The organism is Comamonas sp. SY3, assembly GCF_041730275.1.
Lineage (GTDB): Bacteria > Pseudomonadota > Gammaproteobacteria > Burkholderiales > Burkholderiaceae_C > Comamonas > Comamonas sediminis.
In genome coordinates this window covers 340,146-358,093 of the sequence record NZ_JBGTYN010000001.1, presented here as the reverse complement: position 1 = coordinate 358,093, position 17,948 = coordinate 340,146, and the positions used below count along the sequence as shown (strand labels likewise).

The 17,948-nt window shown below is 61.0% G+C and carries 19 protein-coding genes and 1 tRNA gene; all 20 read left to right on the top strand.

Annotation, left to right across the window (positions count from 1 at the left end):
* The first annotated feature begins 27 nt into the window (after window positions 1-27).
* On the top strand, window positions 28-1,023 hold the full coding sequence (locus ACCQ08_RS01550; RefSeq protein ID WP_373448830.1) for an NAD(P)H-quinone oxidoreductase: 996 nt from the start codon (window positions 28-30) through the stop codon (window positions 1,021-1,023).
* Window positions 1,017-1,760 carry a triose-phosphate isomerase gene (gene tpiA, locus ACCQ08_RS01545; RefSeq protein WP_256460979.1) on the top strand — a complete coding sequence of 248 codons (744 nt, stop codon included), beginning with the start codon at window positions 1,017-1,019 and terminating at the stop codon, window positions 1,758-1,760. The genes ACCQ08_RS01550 and tpiA overlap by 7 nt, the downstream gene beginning before the upstream one ends.
* A 45-nt stretch (window positions 1,761-1,805) precedes the next feature.
* Window positions 1,806-2,306, top strand: a complete 501-nt coding sequence (gene secG, locus ACCQ08_RS01540; protein ID WP_373448650.1) for a preprotein translocase subunit SecG — start codon at window positions 1,806-1,808, stop codon at window positions 2,304-2,306.
* A 116-nt stretch (window positions 2,307-2,422) separates the two neighbouring features.
* Window positions 2,423-2,507, top strand: a tRNA-Leu gene (locus tag ACCQ08_RS01535).
* A gap of 73 nt (window positions 2,508-2,580) precedes the next feature.
* A complete protein-coding gene (locus tag ACCQ08_RS01530; RefSeq protein ID WP_021028557.1) occupies window positions 2,581-2,940 on the top strand; it encodes an NADH-quinone oxidoreductase subunit A in 360 nt (119 codons plus the stop codon).
* A 22-nt stretch (window positions 2,941-2,962) separates the two neighbouring features.
* The gene (locus tag ACCQ08_RS01525) at window positions 2,963-3,442 is read left to right on the top strand and encodes an NADH-quinone oxidoreductase subunit B family protein (RefSeq protein WP_021028558.1); all 480 of its coding nucleotides are present in this window, start codon (window positions 2,963-2,965) and stop codon (window positions 3,440-3,442) included.
* Window positions 3,443-3,450: 8 nt separating this feature from the next.
* Window positions 3,451-4,059: an NADH-quinone oxidoreductase subunit C gene (locus tag ACCQ08_RS01520; protein WP_373448649.1), complete on the top strand. Its 609-nt coding sequence runs from the start codon at window positions 3,451-3,453 to the stop codon at window positions 4,057-4,059.
* Window positions 4,060-4,086: 27 nt separating this feature from the next.
* Window positions 4,087-5,340: an NADH-quinone oxidoreductase subunit D gene (locus ACCQ08_RS01515; RefSeq protein ID WP_239811290.1), complete on the top strand. Its 1,254-nt coding sequence runs from the start codon at window positions 4,087-4,089 to the stop codon at window positions 5,338-5,340.
* Complete coding sequence (nuoE, locus tag ACCQ08_RS01510; RefSeq protein ID WP_230771676.1) at window positions 5,337-5,828, top strand: NADH-quinone oxidoreductase subunit NuoE; 492 nt, start codon at window positions 5,337-5,339, stop codon at window positions 5,826-5,828. Before ACCQ08_RS01515 ends, nuoE begins: the two co-directional genes overlap by 4 nt.
* Entirely contained in the window at window positions 5,825-7,180 is a 1,356-nt protein-coding gene (gene nuoF / locus ACCQ08_RS01505; RefSeq protein WP_239811291.1) for an NADH-quinone oxidoreductase subunit NuoF, read from the top strand. The genes nuoE and nuoF overlap by 4 nt, the downstream gene beginning before the upstream one ends.
* 14 nt (window positions 7,181-7,194) lie before the next feature.
* On the top strand, window positions 7,195-9,309 hold the full coding sequence (gene nuoG, locus ACCQ08_RS01500; RefSeq protein WP_239811292.1) for an NADH-quinone oxidoreductase subunit NuoG: 2,115 nt from the start codon (window positions 7,195-7,197) through the stop codon (window positions 9,307-9,309).
* Window positions 9,306-10,382: an NADH-quinone oxidoreductase subunit NuoH gene (gene nuoH, locus ACCQ08_RS01495; protein WP_239811293.1), complete on the top strand. Its 1,077-nt coding sequence runs from the start codon at window positions 9,306-9,308 to the stop codon at window positions 10,380-10,382. The genes nuoG and nuoH overlap by 4 nt, the downstream gene beginning before the upstream one ends.
* Window positions 10,383-10,397: 15 nt before the next feature.
* Window positions 10,398-10,910 carry an NADH-quinone oxidoreductase subunit NuoI gene (nuoI, locus tag ACCQ08_RS01490; protein WP_021028565.1) on the top strand — a complete coding sequence of 171 codons (513 nt, stop codon included), beginning with the start codon at window positions 10,398-10,400 and terminating at the stop codon, window positions 10,908-10,910.
* Between the two features lie 35 nt (window positions 10,911-10,945).
* Window positions 10,946-11,611 (top strand): NADH-quinone oxidoreductase subunit J, encoded by a 666-nt coding sequence (locus tag ACCQ08_RS01485; protein WP_239811294.1) that lies wholly within the window; start codon window positions 10,946-10,948, stop codon window positions 11,609-11,611.
* Window positions 11,608-11,916: an NADH-quinone oxidoreductase subunit NuoK gene (gene nuoK / locus ACCQ08_RS01480; RefSeq protein WP_021028567.1), complete on the top strand. Its 309-nt coding sequence runs from the start codon at window positions 11,608-11,610 to the stop codon at window positions 11,914-11,916. Before ACCQ08_RS01485 ends, nuoK begins: the two co-directional genes overlap by 4 nt.
* 28 nt (window positions 11,917-11,944) lie before the next feature.
* Complete coding sequence (gene nuoL / locus ACCQ08_RS01475) at window positions 11,945-13,984, top strand: NADH-quinone oxidoreductase subunit L (RefSeq protein WP_312409876.1); 2,040 nt, start codon at window positions 11,945-11,947, stop codon at window positions 13,982-13,984.
* A 12-nt stretch (window positions 13,985-13,996) separates the two neighbouring features.
* Window positions 13,997-15,466: an NADH-quinone oxidoreductase subunit M gene (locus tag ACCQ08_RS01470; protein WP_239811296.1), complete on the top strand. Its 1,470-nt coding sequence runs from the start codon at window positions 13,997-13,999 to the stop codon at window positions 15,464-15,466.
* Window positions 15,467-15,493: 27 nt separating this feature from the next.
* The gene (gene nuoN, locus ACCQ08_RS01465; RefSeq protein WP_239811297.1) at window positions 15,494-16,987 is read left to right on the top strand and encodes an NADH-quinone oxidoreductase subunit NuoN; all 1,494 of its coding nucleotides are present in this window, start codon (window positions 15,494-15,496) and stop codon (window positions 16,985-16,987) included.
* A 31-nt stretch (window positions 16,988-17,018) separates the two neighbouring features.
* On the top strand, window positions 17,019-17,345 hold the full coding sequence (locus tag ACCQ08_RS01460; RefSeq protein WP_312409867.1) for a DUF2818 family protein: 327 nt from the start codon (window positions 17,019-17,021) through the stop codon (window positions 17,343-17,345).
* Window positions 17,346-17,349: 4 nt separating this feature from the next.
* Window positions 17,350-17,868 carry a DUF1178 family protein gene (locus ACCQ08_RS01455; RefSeq protein WP_312409864.1) on the top strand — a complete coding sequence of 173 codons (519 nt, stop codon included), beginning with the start codon at window positions 17,350-17,352 and terminating at the stop codon, window positions 17,866-17,868.
* Window positions 17,869-17,948 lie beyond the last annotated feature (80 nt).

Genomic DNA, 17,948 nt, shown 5'->3' with positions numbered 1-17,948 from the left:
TTGGCTGAGGAAACAAGCGTGGACAAGATGCGTGCAGTCGAGATCACCGCCTTTGGTGATCCGCAGGTATTGAAGCTGGGAGAGCGCGCTGTGCCGCAGGCGGGGCAGGGCGAGTTGTGCATTCGTGTGGTCGCCAGTGGCGTGAACCGCCCCGATGTGATCCAGCGCAAGGGCCATTACGCGCCGCCGCCGGGTGCTTCGGACCTGCCCGGTCTGGAAGTGGCTGGTGTGGTGGTGGCGGGGGACGCCGTGGCGATGGCCGGGCAGGGCCTGAAGCTGGGCGACCGCGTATGCGCGCTGGTCGCCGGTGGTGGCTATGCCGAGTACTGCGTGGCCCCGGTGGCCCAGTGCCTGCCGGTGCCCGAGGGCTTGTCGGATGTCGAGGCCGCTTGCCTGCCCGAGACCTTCTTTACCGTCTGGAGCAATGTGTTTGACCGGGGTGCGTTGCAAGCCGGTGAGACCTTGTTGATCCAGGGCGGCAGCAGCGGCATTGGTGTGACGGCGATCCAGCTGGCCAAGGCCTTTGGCGCCAAGGTCATCGTGACCGCAGGTTCGGATGAAAAGTGCAAGGCTTGCCTGGCCTTGGGTGCTGACGAGGCGATCAACTACCGCAGCCAGGATTTTGTCGCCGAAGTGGCGCGCATCACCGCTGGCAAGGGTGTGGATGTGATCCTGGACATGGTGGCGGGCGACTATGTGGCCCGCGAGGTCGAGGCGCTGGCCGAGGATGGCCGTCTGGTCATCATTGCCGTGCAAGGGGGTATCAAGGCCGAGTTCAATGCCGGTCTGGTGCTGCGCCGCCGTCTGCAGATCACGGGCTCGACCCTGCGTCCGCGTCCGGTGGCCTTCAAGGCAGCGATTGCCCAGGCTTTGCAGGCCAAGGTCTGGCCGCTGCTGGCAGCGGGCAAGGTGCGTCCCATCATCCACAGCCAGTTCACGGCTGCCCACGCCAGTCAGGCCCATGCACTGATGGAATCCAACCAACATATCGGCAAGATCGTGCTGACCTGGGATCAATTGTGAAAAAACTGATTGCTGGAAACTGGAAGATGAACGGCAGCCTGGCTGCCAATGAAGCCTTGCTGGGCGAGCTGCTGCAAGGCCTGGGTCAGCCGGGCTGCGATGTGGCCGTGGCGGTGCCTGCTGTCTATGTGGGTCAGGTGCAGGCATTGCTGCAGGGCTCGGCGATCGCGCTGGCTGCGCAGGATGTGTCGGCGCATGACGCCGGGGCCTACACCGGTGAGGTGTCGGCTGCGATGCTGCGCGACTTTGGGGTGCGCTACGCACTGGTCGGCCACTCCGAGCGCCGCCAGTACCATGGCGAAACCGACGCGCTGGTGGCTACGAAGGCGCAAAAGGCGCTGGCTGCCGGCATCACGCCGATTGTCTGTGTCGGCGAGACCTTGGCGGAGCGTGAAGCCGGCCAGACCGAAGCGGTGGTCAAGCGCCAGCTCGCTGCAGTGATCCATGCGGTCGGCGCCTGCGTGACGGAAATCGTCGTGGCCTATGAGCCTGTGTGGGCGATTGGTACGGGCAAGACGGCCAGCCCCGAGCAGGCGCAATCGGTACATGCTGTATTGCGCGCGCAACTGGCGGCAGCCAGTACGCAGGCGGCGAAGGTGCCGGTGCTGTATGGTGGCAGCATGAATGCGGGCAACGCCGAGCAGCTGCTGGCCCAGCCCGATATTGATGGTGGACTGATCGGTGGCGCTTCGTTGAAAGCCCAGGATTTTCTGAAAATTATTGCTGCAGCTGCTTGATAGACAAGCGGCTGCTGGCGACGACCAAGTTTGATAAAAGGGTAGATGATGGTAACGATTCTGTTGACGATTCAAATGCTGGCAGCACTGGTCATGATTGGCCTGGTGCTGGTGCAGCATGGCAAGGGTGCCGATGCGGGCGCTGCCTTTGGCAGCGGCAGCAGCGCTGGCAGCCTGTTCGGTGCTTCCGGTAGCGCCAACTTCCTCTCGCGCAGCACTGGCGTGCTGGCAGCGGTGTTCTTTGTCACGACCCTGGGTCTGGCCTATCTGGGCAATGCCCGCCCGACTTCGGCCGGTAGCGTGCTCGAAGGCCCTGCTGCGGCGATCCCGCAGTCGAGTGCCCCCGTGGACGCGACCATTCCTCCTGCTTCGACGCCTGCACCGGCTGCTGCTCCTGCTGCTCCTGCTGCTCCCGCCGCTGGCGCTGATGCTTCGGTGCCTGCCGCAGGTGCTGCTGCGCCTGCTGCCGCTCCCGCTGCCGATGCGTCCGTACCTGCAGCGGCTCCCGCCGCCCCTGCTGAGCCAGCGCAGCCTGCTGGCAAATAACTCAACTATTTGAAAGGAATCCCTGGAGGCAGGGTTTTTCCAGAGTAGAATCTGAGTCTGTCTGGTGAGCAGATTGCAAGTAAAAGCAATCGGTGCTTGCCAGATAAGTCAAATCAGCCGTCGTGGTGAAATTGGTAGACACGCTATCTTGAGGGGGTAGTGGCGAAAGCTGTGCGAGTTCGAGTCTCGCCGACGGCACCAACACAATAAAAGGCCTGCCTGGGTCGCGTCTTGTGCTTACCTGGGTTGGCTCCTGCGGTGAGTAGACATCAAGATGAGCCTCGAACAATACCTCCCGGTCCTTTTGTTTATCCTGGTGGGGGCAGGCGTTGGCCTTGGCCCACTGGTCATAGGCTACATCCTCGGACCCAATCGCCCGAACGCGGCGAAAAACTCCCCTTACGAATGCGGCTTTGAGGCCTTTGAAGACGCGCGCATGAAGTTCGACGTGCGCTACTACCTCGTCGCCATTCTTTTCATTCTCTTCGACTTGGAAATTGCGTTCCTCTTCCCATGGGCGGTTTCGCTGCATGAAGTGGGAATGCCTGGTTTTATCGCGGTTCTCGTGTTCTTGGCCATTCTGGTGGTGGGTTTCGCCTATGAATGGAAAAAGGGCGCGCTGACCTGGGAATAACCGGAAATCAAAAAGGTACACGATGATTGAAGGTGTGTTGGAGAAAGGCTTTGTCACCACGAGCTACGACTCGGTGGTGAACTGGGCCAAGACCGGGTCGATCTGGCCCATGACTTTTGGTTTGGCATGCTGCGCCGTCGAGATGATGCACGCAGCCGCTGCGCGTTATGACATCGGCCGTTTCGGCGCCGAAGTCTTTCGTGCCAGCCCGCGCCAGGCTGACTTGATGATTGTGGCCGGTACCCTGTGCAACAAAATGGCCCCGGCCATGCGCAAGGTGTATGACCAGATGGCTGAGCCGCGTTGGGTGATCTCGATGGGATCCTGCGCCAACGGTGGTGGTTACTACCACTACAGCTATTCGGTGGTGCGCGGCTGCGACCGCATCGTGCCGGTGGACGTGTATGTGCCAGGCTGCCCGCCCACGGCAGAAGCACTGATCTACGGCATCATCCAGCTGCAGCAGAAAATCCGCCGCACCCACACGATCGCGCGCGCCTAGGAGTTGGAATGAGTGTAGAACTGATACAGCCTAGCGTGCTGCAAGAGACGATCGCCCGCGTGCTGGGCGACAAGGCGCGCTCGGTAACCCTGGCGCTGGGTGAAGTGACCGTTGAAGTCTCGGCCTCGAACTACCTGCAGGCCATGCAGCTGCTGCGCGATGCGCCCGAATGCAAGTTCGAGATGCTGATGGACCTGTGCGGCGTGGATTACTCCGCATACAAGGACGTGGGCACCGATGGCCCACGTTTTGCCGTGGTCTCCCACCTATTGTCGATCAGCCTGAACCAGCGCGTGCGTGTGCGCGTGTTCTGCCAGGACGATGATTTCCCGGTGCTCGACACCCTCAGCCAGCTGTGGGCCTCGGCCAACTGGCTGGAACGTGAAGCATTTGACCTGTTCGGCATCGTCTTTGAAGGCCATGTCGACCTGCGCCGCATTCTGACCGACTATGGCTTTATCGGTCACCCCTTCCGCAAGGATTTCCCGCTGACGGGCCATGTGGAAATGCGCTACGACGCCGAGCAGGCACGCGTGATCTATGAGCCCGTGACGATCGAGCCGCGCGAGATCACGCCCCGCATTATTCGTGAAGACCATTACGGAGGCCTGCACTGAGGCGCTCTGACCTCACGATGAAGAACCATGGCTGAAATCAAAAACTACACACTCAACTTCGGTCCCCAGCATCCTGCAGCACACGGCGTGCTGCGTTTGGTGCTGGAGCTCGATGGCGAAGTGGTGCAACGTGCAGACCCGCATATCGGCCTGCTGCACCGCGCCACCGAGAAGCTGGCGGAGAGCAAGACCTTCATCCAGTCGCTGCCCTATATGGATCGGCTGGACTATTGCTCGATGATGAGCAACGAGCACGCCTACTGCCTGGCTATCGAAAAGCTGCTGGGCCTGGAAGTGCCGATCCGCGCGCAATACATCCGCGTGATGTATTCCGAGATCACCCGCATCATGAACCACCTGATGTGGCTGGGCTCGTCGGGCAATGACGGCGGCAGCTCGACCATTCTGATCTACAGCTTCCGCGAGCGTGAAGACCTGATGGACATGTACGAAGCCGTCTCCGGCGCGCGCATGCACGCGGCGTACTTCCGTCCTGGCGGCGTGTACCGCGACCTGCCCGAAACCATGCCGCAGTACAAGGCCAGCAAGGTGCGCAATGCCAAGGCCATCGAGCAGATGAACCGCAACCGCCAAGGTTCGCTCATCGACTTCATCGATGACTTCACCGCGCGCTTCCCCAAGTGCGTGGACGAATACGAAACCCTGCTGACGGACAACCGCATCTGGAAACAGCGCAACGTGGGTATCGGCGTGGTCGATATCGACCGTGCGATGAACCTGGGCCTGACGGGCCCGATGCTGCGCGGCTCCGGTCTGGCCTGGGACATGCGCAAGTCGCAGCCCTACGAAGTCTATGACCGCATGGATTTCGACATTCCCGTGGGCAAGACCGGCGATTGCTATGACCGCTACCTGGTGCGCATTGCCGAGATGCGCCAGTCCAACCGCATCATCAAGCAATGCGTGGACTGGCTGCGTGCCAACCCCGGTCCTGTCATCACCGACAACCACAAGGTGGCGCCTCCCGATCGCGAAGCCATGAAGTCCAACATGGAAGAGCTGATCCACCACTTCAAGCTGTTCACCGAAGGCTTCAAAGTGCCCGAGGGCGAGGCTTACGCATCGGTGGAGCACCCCAAGGGCGAGTTCGGCATCTACCTGATCAGCGATGGTGCCAACAAGCCGTACCGCCTGAAGATTCGTCCACCAGGTTTTGTGCATCTCTCGGCGCTCGATGAAATGAGCCGTGGCCACATGCTGGCCGATGCCGTGATGGTGCTGAGCACCTTGGACATCGTGTTTGGAGACGTTGACCGATGATTACCGAAGCAACAAAAGCACGCTTTGCCCGCGAAGTTGCCAAGTATCCGGCAGAGCAGAAGCAGTCGGCCGTGATGGCTTGCCTGTCTATCGTGCAGCAGGAGCAGGGCTGGGTGAGCCAGGAGAGCGAGGCGGTGATCGCCGAGTACCTGGAGATGCCCGAGATCGCCGTGCATGAAGTGACCACCTTCTACAACATGTACAACCAGCATCCGGTGGGCAAGTACAAGTTGAGCGTGTGCACCAACCTGCCTTGCCAGCTGCGCCGTGGCCGCGAGGCGCTCAAGCACCTGGAAGACAAGCTGGGCATCAAGATGGGTGATACCACCGCCGATGGCGTGTTCACCATCGAGCAATCGGAATGCCTGGGTGCCTGCGCCGATGCACCTGTGCTGCTGGTCAATGACCGCCACATGTGCAGCTTCATGGACAACGAAAAGCTGGACCAGCTGGTGACCGGCTTGCGCGCAGCGGAGGACACCAAGTGACTACAGCCGCTCAAATTCTGTCGCAGTTCCAGGCCACCGGCGTGGAAACCTGCTTCCACGACCGCCACATCGAGCCCCAGATCTATGCAGGTCTGGACGGCACGAACTGGTCGATCAAGGACTACGAGGCTCGCGGTGGCTACCAGGCCCTGCGCAAGCTGTTGGGCAAGGACGGTGGCGAGGGTCTGACCCAGGACCAGGTCATTGCCACGATGAAGGAATCGGGCCTGCGCGGCCGTGGCGGCGCCGGCTTCCCCACCGGTCTGAAGTGGAGCTTCATGCCCCGCAACTTCCCCGGCCAAAAGCACCTGGTGTGCAATTCGGACGAGGGCGAGCCTGGCACCTGCAAGGACCGCGACATCCTGATGTTCAACCCGCACATCGTGATCGAAGGCATGGCCATCGCCGCGTATGCGATGGGCATCTCGCTGGGTTACAACTACATCCACGGCGAAATCTTCCAGGTCTACGAACGCTTCGAGGCAGCGCTGGAAGAGGCGCGTGCTGCGGGCTATCTGGGTGACAACATCATGGGCAGCAACTTCAGCTTCCAGCTGCATGCCCACCATGGTTTTGGCGCCTACATCTGCGGCGAGGAAACCGCCTTGCTCGAATCGCTCGAAGGCAAGAAGGGCCAGCCCCGCTTCAAGCCGCCATTCCCGGCCAGCTTTGGTCTGTATGGCAAGCCCACGACGATCAACAACACCGAAACCTTTGCGGCCGTTCCCTGGATCATCCGCAACGGTGGCCAGGCATATCTGGAATGCGGCAAGCCCAACAACGGCGGCACCAAGATCTTCTCGGTCAGCGGTGATGTGAACAAGCCCGGCAACTACGAAGTGCCGATGGGTACGCCGTTCTCCACGTTGCTGGAGCTGGCGGGCGGTGTGCGCACCGGCCGCAAGCTCAAGGCCGTGATCCCTGGCGGATCGTCGGCCCCCGTGCTGCCTGCTGACATCATGATGGCCTGCACGATGGACTATGACTCCATATCCAAGGCCGGCTCGATGCTGGGCTCGGGTGCCGTCATCGTTATGGACGACTCGCGCGACATGGTCGAGAGCCTGCTGCGCCTGTCCTACTTCTATCAGCACGAGTCCTGCGGACAGTGCACCCCTTGCCGCGAAGGCACGGGCTGGCTGTGGCGCATGGTTGACCGCATCCAGCACGGCCATGGCCGCGCCGAGGATCTGGACAAGCTGGACTCGGTAGCCGGCAACATCATGGGGCGCACGATTTGCGCATTGGGCGATGCGGCAGCGATGCCGGTGCGCGCAATGATCAAGCATTTCCGCCATGAATTCGAAGCAAAGATCAACGCTGCTGAAAAGCAGACCGCTGCTTCTTCCTGATCGCGAGTGAGCATATGGTTGAAATTGAAATAGACGGTCAGAAGGTCGAGGTCGCGGAAGGCAGCATGGTCATGCACGCGGCCGATGCGGCGGGCAAGTACATCCCTCACTTCTGCTACCACAAGAAACTGTCGATCGCGGCGAACTGCCGTATGTGCCTGGTGGATGTCGAGAAGGCGCCCAAGGCGATGCCCGCCTGCGCCACGCCGGTGACCCAAGGCATGATTGTGCGCACCACCTCGGACAAGGCGGTCAAGGCCCAGCAATCGGTGATGGAGTTCCTGCTCATCAACCACCCGCTGGATTGCCCGATCTGCGACCAGGGCGGTGAATGCCAGTTGCAGGACCTGGCTGTGGGCTACGGTGCCAGCAGCTCGCGCTACGAAGAAGAAAAGCGCGTGGTCTTCCACAAGAACGTGGGCCCGCTGATCTCGATGGAAGAGATGAGCCGTTGCATCCACTGTACCCGTTGCGTGCGCTTCGGACAGGAAGTCTCGGGCATCATGGAGCTGGGCATGGTCAACCGCGGCGAGCACGCCGAAATCACCACGGTCGTGGGCGATACGGTGGACTCGGAACTGTCGGGCAACATGATCGACATCTGCCCCGTGGGCGCATTGACAAGCAAGCCTTTCCGCTACAGCGCCCGCACCTGGGAGCTGTCGCGCCGCAAGTCGGTCTCGCCGCATGACTCCACCGGTGCCAACTTGATCGTTCAGGTCAAGAACAACAAGGTGATGCGCGTTGTGCCTTTCGAGAACGAGGCTGTCAACGAATGCTGGATTGCCGACCGCGACCGCTTCTCCTACGAAGCGCTCAACGGCGAAGAGCGCCTGACCGCGCCGATGATCAAGCAAGGCGGCCAGTGGCTCGAAGTGAGCTGGCAAGCTGCGCTGGAATACGTGGCCAATGGCATCAAGAGCGTGCAACGCGACCACGGCGCCAGCGCCGTCGGTGCGCTGGTCAGCCCGCACAGCACCCTTGAGGAACTGTTCCTGGCTGGCGAACTGGTGCGCTCGCTGGGCAGCCAGAACGTGGACTACCGTCTGCGCAATGCCGATTTTGCCAAGGCAGAAGGCGTGCGCTGGCTGGGCCGCTCGATCGCCTCGCTGTCGGACCTGAACACCGCGTTGATCGTCGGCTCGAACGTGCGCAAGGAGCATCCGCTGTTTGCCCAGCGTATCCGCCAGGCCGCCCGCAAGGGCGCGGTGGTGACGGCCATCCAGTCCAAGGCTTTTGATCTGGCGATTCCGCTGGCCCACCAGCTGATCGCACCTGCTGCGCAGTGGGCCTATACGCTGTCCTCCGTGGCAGCGGCCATCGCCCAGTCCAAGGGTGTGGAAGCGCCCAACAATGCCGGTACGGTGACGCCTGAGTCCATCGAGATTGCCCGCGCGCTGCAAAACGGCGAGCAAAAGGCCATCCTGCTGGGTAATGCCGTGGCACACCATGCACAAGCGAGCACCTTGCTGTCGATCGCCAACTGGATTGGCGCGCAGACCGGTGCGACCGTGGGCTTCCTGACCGAAGCGGCCAACACCGTGGGCGCGCAATGGGTGGGCGCTGTGCCCCAGGCCCATGGCATGCACGCTGGTGAGATGCTCGCCGGTGGCGTCAAGGCTGCCATCTTGCTCAACTGCGAACCCGCATTCGACACGGCCGCTGGCAGCCAGGCGCTGCAAGGCTGCGAGATGGTGGTGAGCCTGAGCCCGTTCAAGGCCAACATGGACATCGCCGATGTGCTGCTGCCGATCGCGCCGTTCACCGAGACCTCGGGCTCGTTCGTGAATGCCGAAGGCCGTGTGCAGAGCTTCCACGCCGTGGTCAAGCCACTGGGCGATACCCGTCCGGGCTGGAAGGTGCTGCGCGTGCTGGGCAACCTGCTGGATGTGCCAGGCATGGCCTTTGACTCCTCGCAGGATGTGCTGGCCGTGGCCACGGGCTCGCAAGGCCAGGTGCCTGCCGAGCTGCTGTCCAACAGCACCAAGACGAACATGGCTGTGTCGGCGCCTGCAAGCCAGGAGCCGGTGGTGGCCAGCATCTACCAACTCGATGGCATCGTGCGTCGCGCGCCTTCGTTGCAAATGACGGCGGATGCCCGCCAATCCTCGGAGGTGGTTGCAGCATGATCGACGCAATCTACAACGGCGGTCTGACCCTGATCGCAGCCGACTGGTGGGCGACCCTGGTCTGGCCGGTGATCTGGAACCTGATCAAGATCCTGTGCATCGTTCTGCCTCTGATGGGCGCGGTGGCTTACCTGACCCTGTGGGAGCGCAAGCTCCTGGGCTTCATGCAGGTGCGTTACGGCCCCAACCGGGTCGGCCCCTTCGGTCTGCTCCAGCCTCTGGCCGACGGCCTCAAGCTGATGACCAAGGAAATCATCACGCCGACGGCGGCGAGCTCGGGCCTCTACCGCCTGGGCCCGATCATGGCCATCATGCCTGCGCTGGCAGCCTGGGTGGTCATCCCTTTCGGCCCCGATGTGGCGCTGGCCAATGTGAACGTCGGCCTGCTGCTGGTGATGGCCATCACGTCGATCGAAGTCTATGGTGTGATCATCGCCGGCTGGGCATCGAACTCCAAGTACGCCTTCCTGGGCGCGCTGCGCGCATCGGCCCAGATGGTGAGCTATGAAATCGCGATGGGCTTCTGCTTCCTGGTGGTGATCATGGTCACCGGCAGCATGAACCTGACCGAGATCGTGCTGGCCCAGGGCAAGGGCATGATGGCATCGTCGGGTGCCAGCATCCTGTCGTGGAACTGGCTGCCACTGCTGCCGATGTTCATCGTCTACCTGATCTCTGCCGTGGCCGAGACCAACCGCCACCCCTTCGACGTCGTCGAAGGCGAAGCGGAAATCGTGGCCGGTCACATGGTGGAATATTCGGGCATGGGCTTTGCCGTGTTCTTCCTGGCGGAGTACGCGAGCATGTGGCTGGTGTCCATCCTGGCCGTGATCATGTTCATGGGCGGCTGGTTGCCACCATTCGATTTCCTGTCCTTCATCCCGGGCTGGATCTGGCTGGCAGCCAAGACCTTCCTGGTGGTGTCGATGTTCATCTGGATTCGCGCTACTTTCCCACGTTTCCGCTATGACCAGATCATGCGTCTGGGCTGGAAGATCTTCATCCCCGTGACTCTGGTGTACCTGGTCTTTGTCGGCGGCTGGTTGCTGTCGCCATGGAACATCTGGAAATAAGCGGAGGAATACAACATGACTACTGCAGTTTCTCCCCGCTCTTTCTCGGTGAAGGATTTCTTCAAGAGCTTCATGCTCTGGGAATTGATGAAGGGCATGGCCCTGACCGGCCGCTACACGTTTGCGCGCAAGATCACGGTCCAGTTCCCCGAAGAGAAGACGCCGCTGTCGCCGCGTTTCCGTGGCCTGCACGCGCTGCGCCGTTACGAAAACGGTGAAGAGCGTTGCATTGCCTGCAAGCTGTGCGAAGCCGTCTGCCCTGCCATGGCGATCACGATCGAGTCGGATGTGCGTGATGACGGCTCGCGCCGCACCACCCGTTACGACATCGATCTGACCAAGTGCATTTTCTGTGGCTTCTGTGAAGAAAGCTGCCCCGTGGACTCCATCGTGGAAACCCAGATTCTGGAATACCACGGAGAAAAGCGCGGCGACCTGTACTTCACCAAGGAAATGCTGCTGGCCGTGGGTGACCGTTACGAACCTGAAATTGCTGCAGCCAAGGCTGCGGACGCAAAGTACCGCTAACGCGGCACTTGGAGACTGATCGAAAAGAGCCCCACATGGATGTCACAACTGGTTTTTTCTATCTGTTCTCGGTAGTGCTGCTGTATGCGGCATTCCGAGTGGTTACTGCTCCAAATCCGGTGCACGCAGTGCTGCACCTGATGTTGGCGTTCTCTCAGGCAGCCGGTATCTGGTTGCTGCTCAAGGCTGAGTTCCTGGCCATCGTGCTGGTGATGGTCTACCTGGGCGCCGTGATGGTGCTGTTCCTCTTCGTGGTGATGATGCTGGATATCCGCATCGACCAGCTGCGCAAGAGCTTCTGGAAGAACTTCCCGCTCGCTGCGGTGATTTTTGCCATCGTTGCATTCGAGATGGGTGTCGTTCTGATCGGCGGCTTCAGCGCCATCGATGCGCCCAAGGCCATCCCGGCGGTGGTGGATGCGGCCGGTAAGGTAGTGCCCTACAGCAACGTCAAGGCGCTGGGCACCATGCTCTACACCGAGTATCTGTTCCCTGTGCAAGTGGCTGCGGTCATCTTGCTGGTGGCGATGATTGCCGCGATTGCCCTGACCCTGCGCCAGCGCAAGGATTCCAAGGCCATCGATGCATCCCTGCAAGTGCGCGTGCGTGCTTCGGATCGCCTGCAATTGGTCAAAGTCGAGGCCAGCAAGCCCCCCGCACCTGTGGTGCCACCGGCTGCTGCTGAGGAGAAGAAGGTATGACGCTCACTCTGGGTCATTTTCTGACGTTGGGCGCGATGCTGTTCGCCCTGTCCGTGGTCGGGATCTTCTTGAACCGCCGCAATCTGATTGTGCTGCTGATGGCCATCGAGTTGATGCTGCTGGCAGTGAACACGAACTTTGTCGCGTTCTCCCATTACCTGGGAGACATGCACGGCCAGATTTTCGTGTTCTTCATCCTGACCGTCGCTGCGGCAGAGTCGGCCATTGGTCTGGCAATCCTGGTGTTGCTGTTCCGTAACAAGTCCACCATCGATGCGGAAGATCTCAACTCCCTGAAGGGTTGAGGGACCAATACTTGCAAGGTTAAGAAGAATGAGTCAAACCCTTTCTGCTTCAACACTGTTGGCGGTGCCTCTGGCGCCCCTGGCAGGATCTTTGCTGGCAGGCATTTTCGGTACCGCCCTGGGCGGCAACCGCATCGGCCGCGTTGGCAGCCGCACGCTCACCATCCTGGGTGTGTTCATTGCCTTCGTCATCTCTGCGATGACGTTCCAGAGCGTGGTGTTTGAAGGCGCGACCTTCAACCAGACGCTCTACACCTGGATGACCGTCGGGTCGCTGAAGATGGAGATCGGTTTCATGATCGATTCCATCACCGCGATGATGATGTGCGTGGTGACCTTCGTGTCGCTGATGGTGCACATCTACACCATCGGCTACATGGCGGAAGACGACGGCTATGACCGTTTCTTCTCGTACATCTCGCTGTTCACCTTCTCGATGCTGATGCTGGTGATGAGCAACAACCTGCTGCAGCTGTTCTTCGGCTGGGAAGCGGTGGGCCTGGTGTCGTACCTGCTGATCGGTTTCTACTTCAAGAAGGAAACCGCGATCTTCGCCAACATGAAGGCCTTCGTGGTCAACCGTGTCGGTGACTTCGGCTTCATCCTGGGTATCGGCCTGATCGCCGCCTACACCGGCACCTTGAACTACACCGAAATCTTCGCCAAGACCCAGGAGCTGAGCGGCATGACCCTGCCAGGCTCGACCTGGTCGCTGATGACGGTGATCTGCATCTGCCTGTTCATCGGTGCGATGGGCAAGTCGGCCCAGTTCCCGCTGCACGCTTGGCTGCCCGATTCGATGGAAGGTCCTACCCCCATCTCGGCACTGATCCACGCGGCTACCATGGTGACCGCCGGTATCTTCATGGTTTCACGCATGTCGCCGCTCTATGAGCTGTCCGACGCAGCGCTGAACTTCATCCTCGTGATTGGCTCGATCACCGCGCTGTTCATGGGTATCCTGGGCATCATCCAGAACGACATCAAGCGCGTGATCGCGTACTCCACGTTGTCGCAGCTCGGTTACATGACCATCGCGCTGGGCGTGTCGGCCTACTCGGTGTCGGTGTTCCACCTGATGACCCACGCGTTCTTCAAGGCGCTGCTGTTCCTCGGCGCGGGCTCGGTCATCATGGGCATGCACCACAACCAGGACATCCGCTGGATGGGTGGCGTGCGCAAGTACATGCCCATCACCTGGATCACCTTCCTGCTGGGCAATCTGGCGCTGATTGGTACGCCGTTCTTCTCGGGCTTCTACTCGAAGGATGCGATCATCGAAGCGGTGCACGCCTCGAACCTGCCGGCCGCCGGCTTTGCCAACTTTGCCGTGCTGGCGGGTGTGTTCATCACCGCGTTCTACTCGTTCCGTCTGTACTTCATCGTGTTCCACGGTAAAGAGCGCTACGACCAGAACCCCGATGCCCACCACGACGACCACCATGCTCACGACGACCACCACGGCCATGGCCACGATGCCAAGCCGCATGAGTCGCCATGGGTGGTGACCCTGCCGCTGGTGCTGCTGGCCATTCCTTCGGTGGTGATCGGTGCGATCGCGCTGATGCCGATGCTGTTCGGTGACTTCTTCAAGGGCGTCATCTATGTCGATGGCAGCAAGCACGGCGCGATGGCCGAGCTGGCCGAGAAGATCCACGGCTGGATTCCGATGGCACTGCACGGCTTCACCGCTGCGCCGTTCTGGCTGGCCCTGGCCGGTGTGGTGACCTCCTACGTGTTCTACATGCTTAAGCCCGAAATTCCTGCTGCGATCAAGCGCGTCAGCGAAAAGGTCGGCCTGTACCAGGTGCTGGAGGGCAAGTACGGTGTGGACTGGGTCTATGAAAACATCTTCGCCCGCGGCTCGCGCGTGCTGGGCAGCCTGTTCTGGAAGGTGGGCGACCAAGGCCTGATCGACGGTCTGATCGTCAATGGTTCCTGGAAGGTGGTTGGCCGCATCTCCGCGCTGGTGCGCTGGCTGCAGACGGGTTATGTGTACCACTACGCATTGGTCATGATTCTGGGTATCTTCCTGGCCATGACGTACTTCGTGCTGCTCAACAAGTAAGGAAGAAGAAAAATGGGATTGTTGAGTCTTGCAATTTGGACGCCCATCGTCTTTGGTACGGTCCTGCTGGCCTTTGGCAAGCAGGAGCAAGCCAAGATGGTGCGCTGGATCGCACTGGTCGGTGCCCTGATAGGCCTTCTGGTCACCTTGCCGCTGTACACCGGCTTTCAGCTGGGTACGTCGGCGATGCAGTTCGTCGAGAAGGCGTCCTGGATTCCACGCTTCGGTATCAACTACTACCTGGGTGTCGATGGCATCTCCTTCTGGTTCGTGCCGCTGACCGCCTTCATCACGGTGATCGTGGTGCTGGCTTCCTGGGAGTCGATCACCGAGCGCGTGAACCAGTACATGGGCGCGTTCCTGATCCTGTCGGGTCTGATGATCGGCGTGTTCTCCGCACTGGACGGTCTGCTGTTCTACGTGTTCTTTGAAGCAACCCTGATTCCGATGTACCTGATCATCGGTATCTGGGGTGGCCCGAACCGCATCTACGCAGCGTTCAAGTTCTTCCTGTACACGCTGATGGGTTCGCTGCTGACCTTGATCGCGCTGCTGTACCTGTACAGCAAGTCGGGCAGCTTCGAGATTCTGGCCTGGCACCAGCTGCCGCTGACGATGACCGAGCAGACCTTGATCTTCTTTGCCTTCTTCGCTGCGTTTGCCGTGAAGGTGCCGATGTTCCCGGTCCACACCTGGCTGCCCGACGTGCACGTCGAAGCGCCTACCGGTGGCTCTGCGGTGCTGGCCGCGATCATGCTGAAGCTGGGTGCCTATGGTTTCCTGCGATTCTCGATGCCGATCGCTCCCGATGCGTCGCATGAATGGGCCTGGCTCATCATCGCGCTGTCGCTGATCGCCGTGATCTATGTGGGTCTGGTGGCGATTGTGCAGAAGGACATGAAGAAGCTGGTGGCTTACTCGTCCGTCGCACACATGGGCTTTGTGACCCTGGGTTTCTTCATCTTCAATGACATCGGTGTCATGGGTGGCCTGGTACAGATGATTGCCCACGGCTTCGTCTCGGGCGCGATGTTCCTGTGCATCGGCGTGCTGTATGACCGCGTGCATTCGCGTGACATCGCTGCCTACGGCGGTGTGGTCAACACCATGCCCAAGTTTGCTGCCTTTGCACTGCTGTTTGCGATGGCCAACTGCGGCCTGCCAGGCACCGCCGGTTTCATCGGCGAGTGGATGGTGATCCTGGGCGCCACGAAGTTCAACTTCTGGATTGGTGTGCTGTCGGCCACCGCGCTGATTCTGGGTGCGGCCTACACGCTGTGGATGTACAAGCGCGTGTACTTCGGCCCCGTGACCAATGACCATGTGCGTGAGCTCAAGGACATCGGTTGCCGCGAATTCCTAATCCTGGGCATCTTGGCTGCTGCCGTGCTGATCATGGGTGTCTACCCCGCACCGTTCACCGATGTGATGGGTGCCTCGGTGGCCGACCTGCTCAAGCATGTCGCTGCGTCCAAGCTGTGATGGTCGGACAGAATTGAGAGACTTGAGATGATTGATAACATCAGCTGGCTGGCTATCTATCCTGAAATCGTGCTGTTGGTGATGGCTTGCGTCATCACCCTCGTGGACCTGGGCGTCAAGAGCGCAGGGCGCACGCTCACCTACATTCTGTCGCTGCTGACCCTGGTGGTCGTGGCGGTGATCACCGGTATCTACGCCAGCAATGGCAATACCTTCTACGCCTTCGGCAACATGGTCGTCTCCGACGCCATGGGCAACTGGCTCAAGTGCGCGGCGGCCATCGCCATGGCCGTCACCCTGGTGTATGGCCGTGGCTACTCGCGTGACCGTGGCATGCTCAAGGGCGGCGAGTACTTCATCCTGTCGCTGCTGGCACTGCTGGGCATGAACGTGATGATCGCGGGCAACAACTTCCTGATCATCTACCTGGGCCTGGAGCTGCTGACCCTGTCGAGCTACGCGCTGGTCTGCCTGCGCCGTGACAACACTGCTGCGGTGGAAGCGGGCATGAAGTACTTCGTGCTGGGCGCGATGGCGTCGGGTTTCCTGCTGTACGGCCTGTCGATGATCTACGGTGCCACTGGCTCGCTGGACATCGGTGAAGTGTTCAAGGCGGTCAACTCCGGCCTGATCCGCCATCAGGTGCTGGTGTTCGGTCTGGTGTTTGTGGTGGCGGGCCTCGCGTTCAAGCTGGGTGTGGTGCCTTTCCACATGTGGGTGCCTGACGTCTACCAGGGCGCACCAACCGCCATCACGATGATCGTCGGCGGCGCGCCCAAGCTGGCAGCTTTCGCAATCGTGATCCGCCTGCTGGTCGACGGCCTGCTGCCGCTGGCCATCGACTGGCAACAGATGCTGGCCGTGCTGGCCATCCTGTCGCTGCTCATTGGTAACCTGGCCGCTATTGCACAGACCAATATCAAGCGCATGCTGGCCTACTCGACCATCTCGCAAATGGGCTTTGTGCTGCTGGGTCTGATGTCTGGCGTGGTCAATGGCAATGTGGAAGCCGCAACGGCTGGCAACGCTTACAGCGCATCGATGTTCTACGTGGTGAGCTATGTGCTGACCACGTTGGCCACCTTCGGTGTGGTGCTGCTGCTGGCCCGCGAAGGCTTCGAGAGCGAGGAGATCGCTGACTTCGCCGGTCTGAACCAGCGCAGCCCGCTGTACGCCGGCGTGATGGCGATCTGCCTGTTCTCGATGGCTGGTATTCCTCCGCTGGTGGGCTTCTACTCGAAGCTGGCCGTGCTGCAAGCGCTGGTGGCATCGGGCAGCGGCCTGTACATTGCGCTGGCCGTGTTCGCAGTGGTCATGTCGCTGATCGGCGCCTTCTACTACCTGCGCGTGGTCAAGGTCATGTACTTCGACAAGCCCATCACTGCCGCCAAGGTGCATGCACCGCTGGACGTGCGTGCCGTGCTGGTCGTCAATGGCGCGCTGGTGCTGATCCTGGGTATCATGCCCGGCGGTCTGATGAAGCTGTGCTCTGACGCCGTGCTGCGCGCGCTCGCCAGCTAAACCATCTGCCCTCCAACTCTGCAAAGCCCGCATGTCTATCACCGCATCCATCTGGCTGGTGATCGTGGCGGGCTTTGTTGCGGCCAATCTGCCGTTTCTGAACCAACGCATTCTGGCCGCTGGGCCGGTCTGCCAGGACGGCGGCAGCGTTGGCAAGGCGCTGTGGATACGTCTGGTCGAGTTGGTGGTGCTGTATTTCCTGGTCGGCGCTTTTGCCATGCTGCTCGAAGGCCGTGCCGGCCAGCGCAGCAGCCAGGGTTGGGAGTTCTATGCCGTTACCGGCACCTTGTTCCTGACCTTTGCCTTCCCCGGCTTTGCCTACCAGTACCTGCTGCGCAAGGTGAGCCGAGCGGGGTGAGTCTGTGAAGGTTTTCAACCTGCGCTGCCCGTTGGGCCATGTCTTTGAAGGCTGGTTTGCCTCCGATGCCGCATTGGAGCAGCAGCAGAGCCAGGGCTGGCTCAGTTGCCCGATGTGCAATTCGCGCGAGATCGTCAAAGGCCTGAGCGCCCCGCATCTGGCGCGCAAATCCAATTCCATCCCCGCAGCGGCGCCCGCCACGCCGGCCTCATCGGCCGCAGCCGCCGCACATCCCGGCAGCACGCCGGCCGCGTCCTCGCCATCGCAGCCTTCTCATAACCCGCTCAGCGATGCCCAGCGCCTGCAACAGGCCTGGCTGGAACTGTCGCGCCAGGTCATTGCCAACACCGACGATGTAGGCAGTGACTTTGCCGACCTGGCCCGGCAGATGCACGAGGGTGAAGTCGATGTCCGGCCCATCCGGGGCACCGCCACCCCGCAAGAGCAGCGCGCGCTGGCCGATGACGGCATCGATGTACTGCCACTGCTGCTGCCCGAAGCCAGCAAGCACCGCCTGCAATAGGGCGCTTCTGTCGCCTTGGCAGCAGCCCGGGTGGGCTTGCATGCTGCCGCACTGAGGATGCACAGTCCCTATCGATGGCT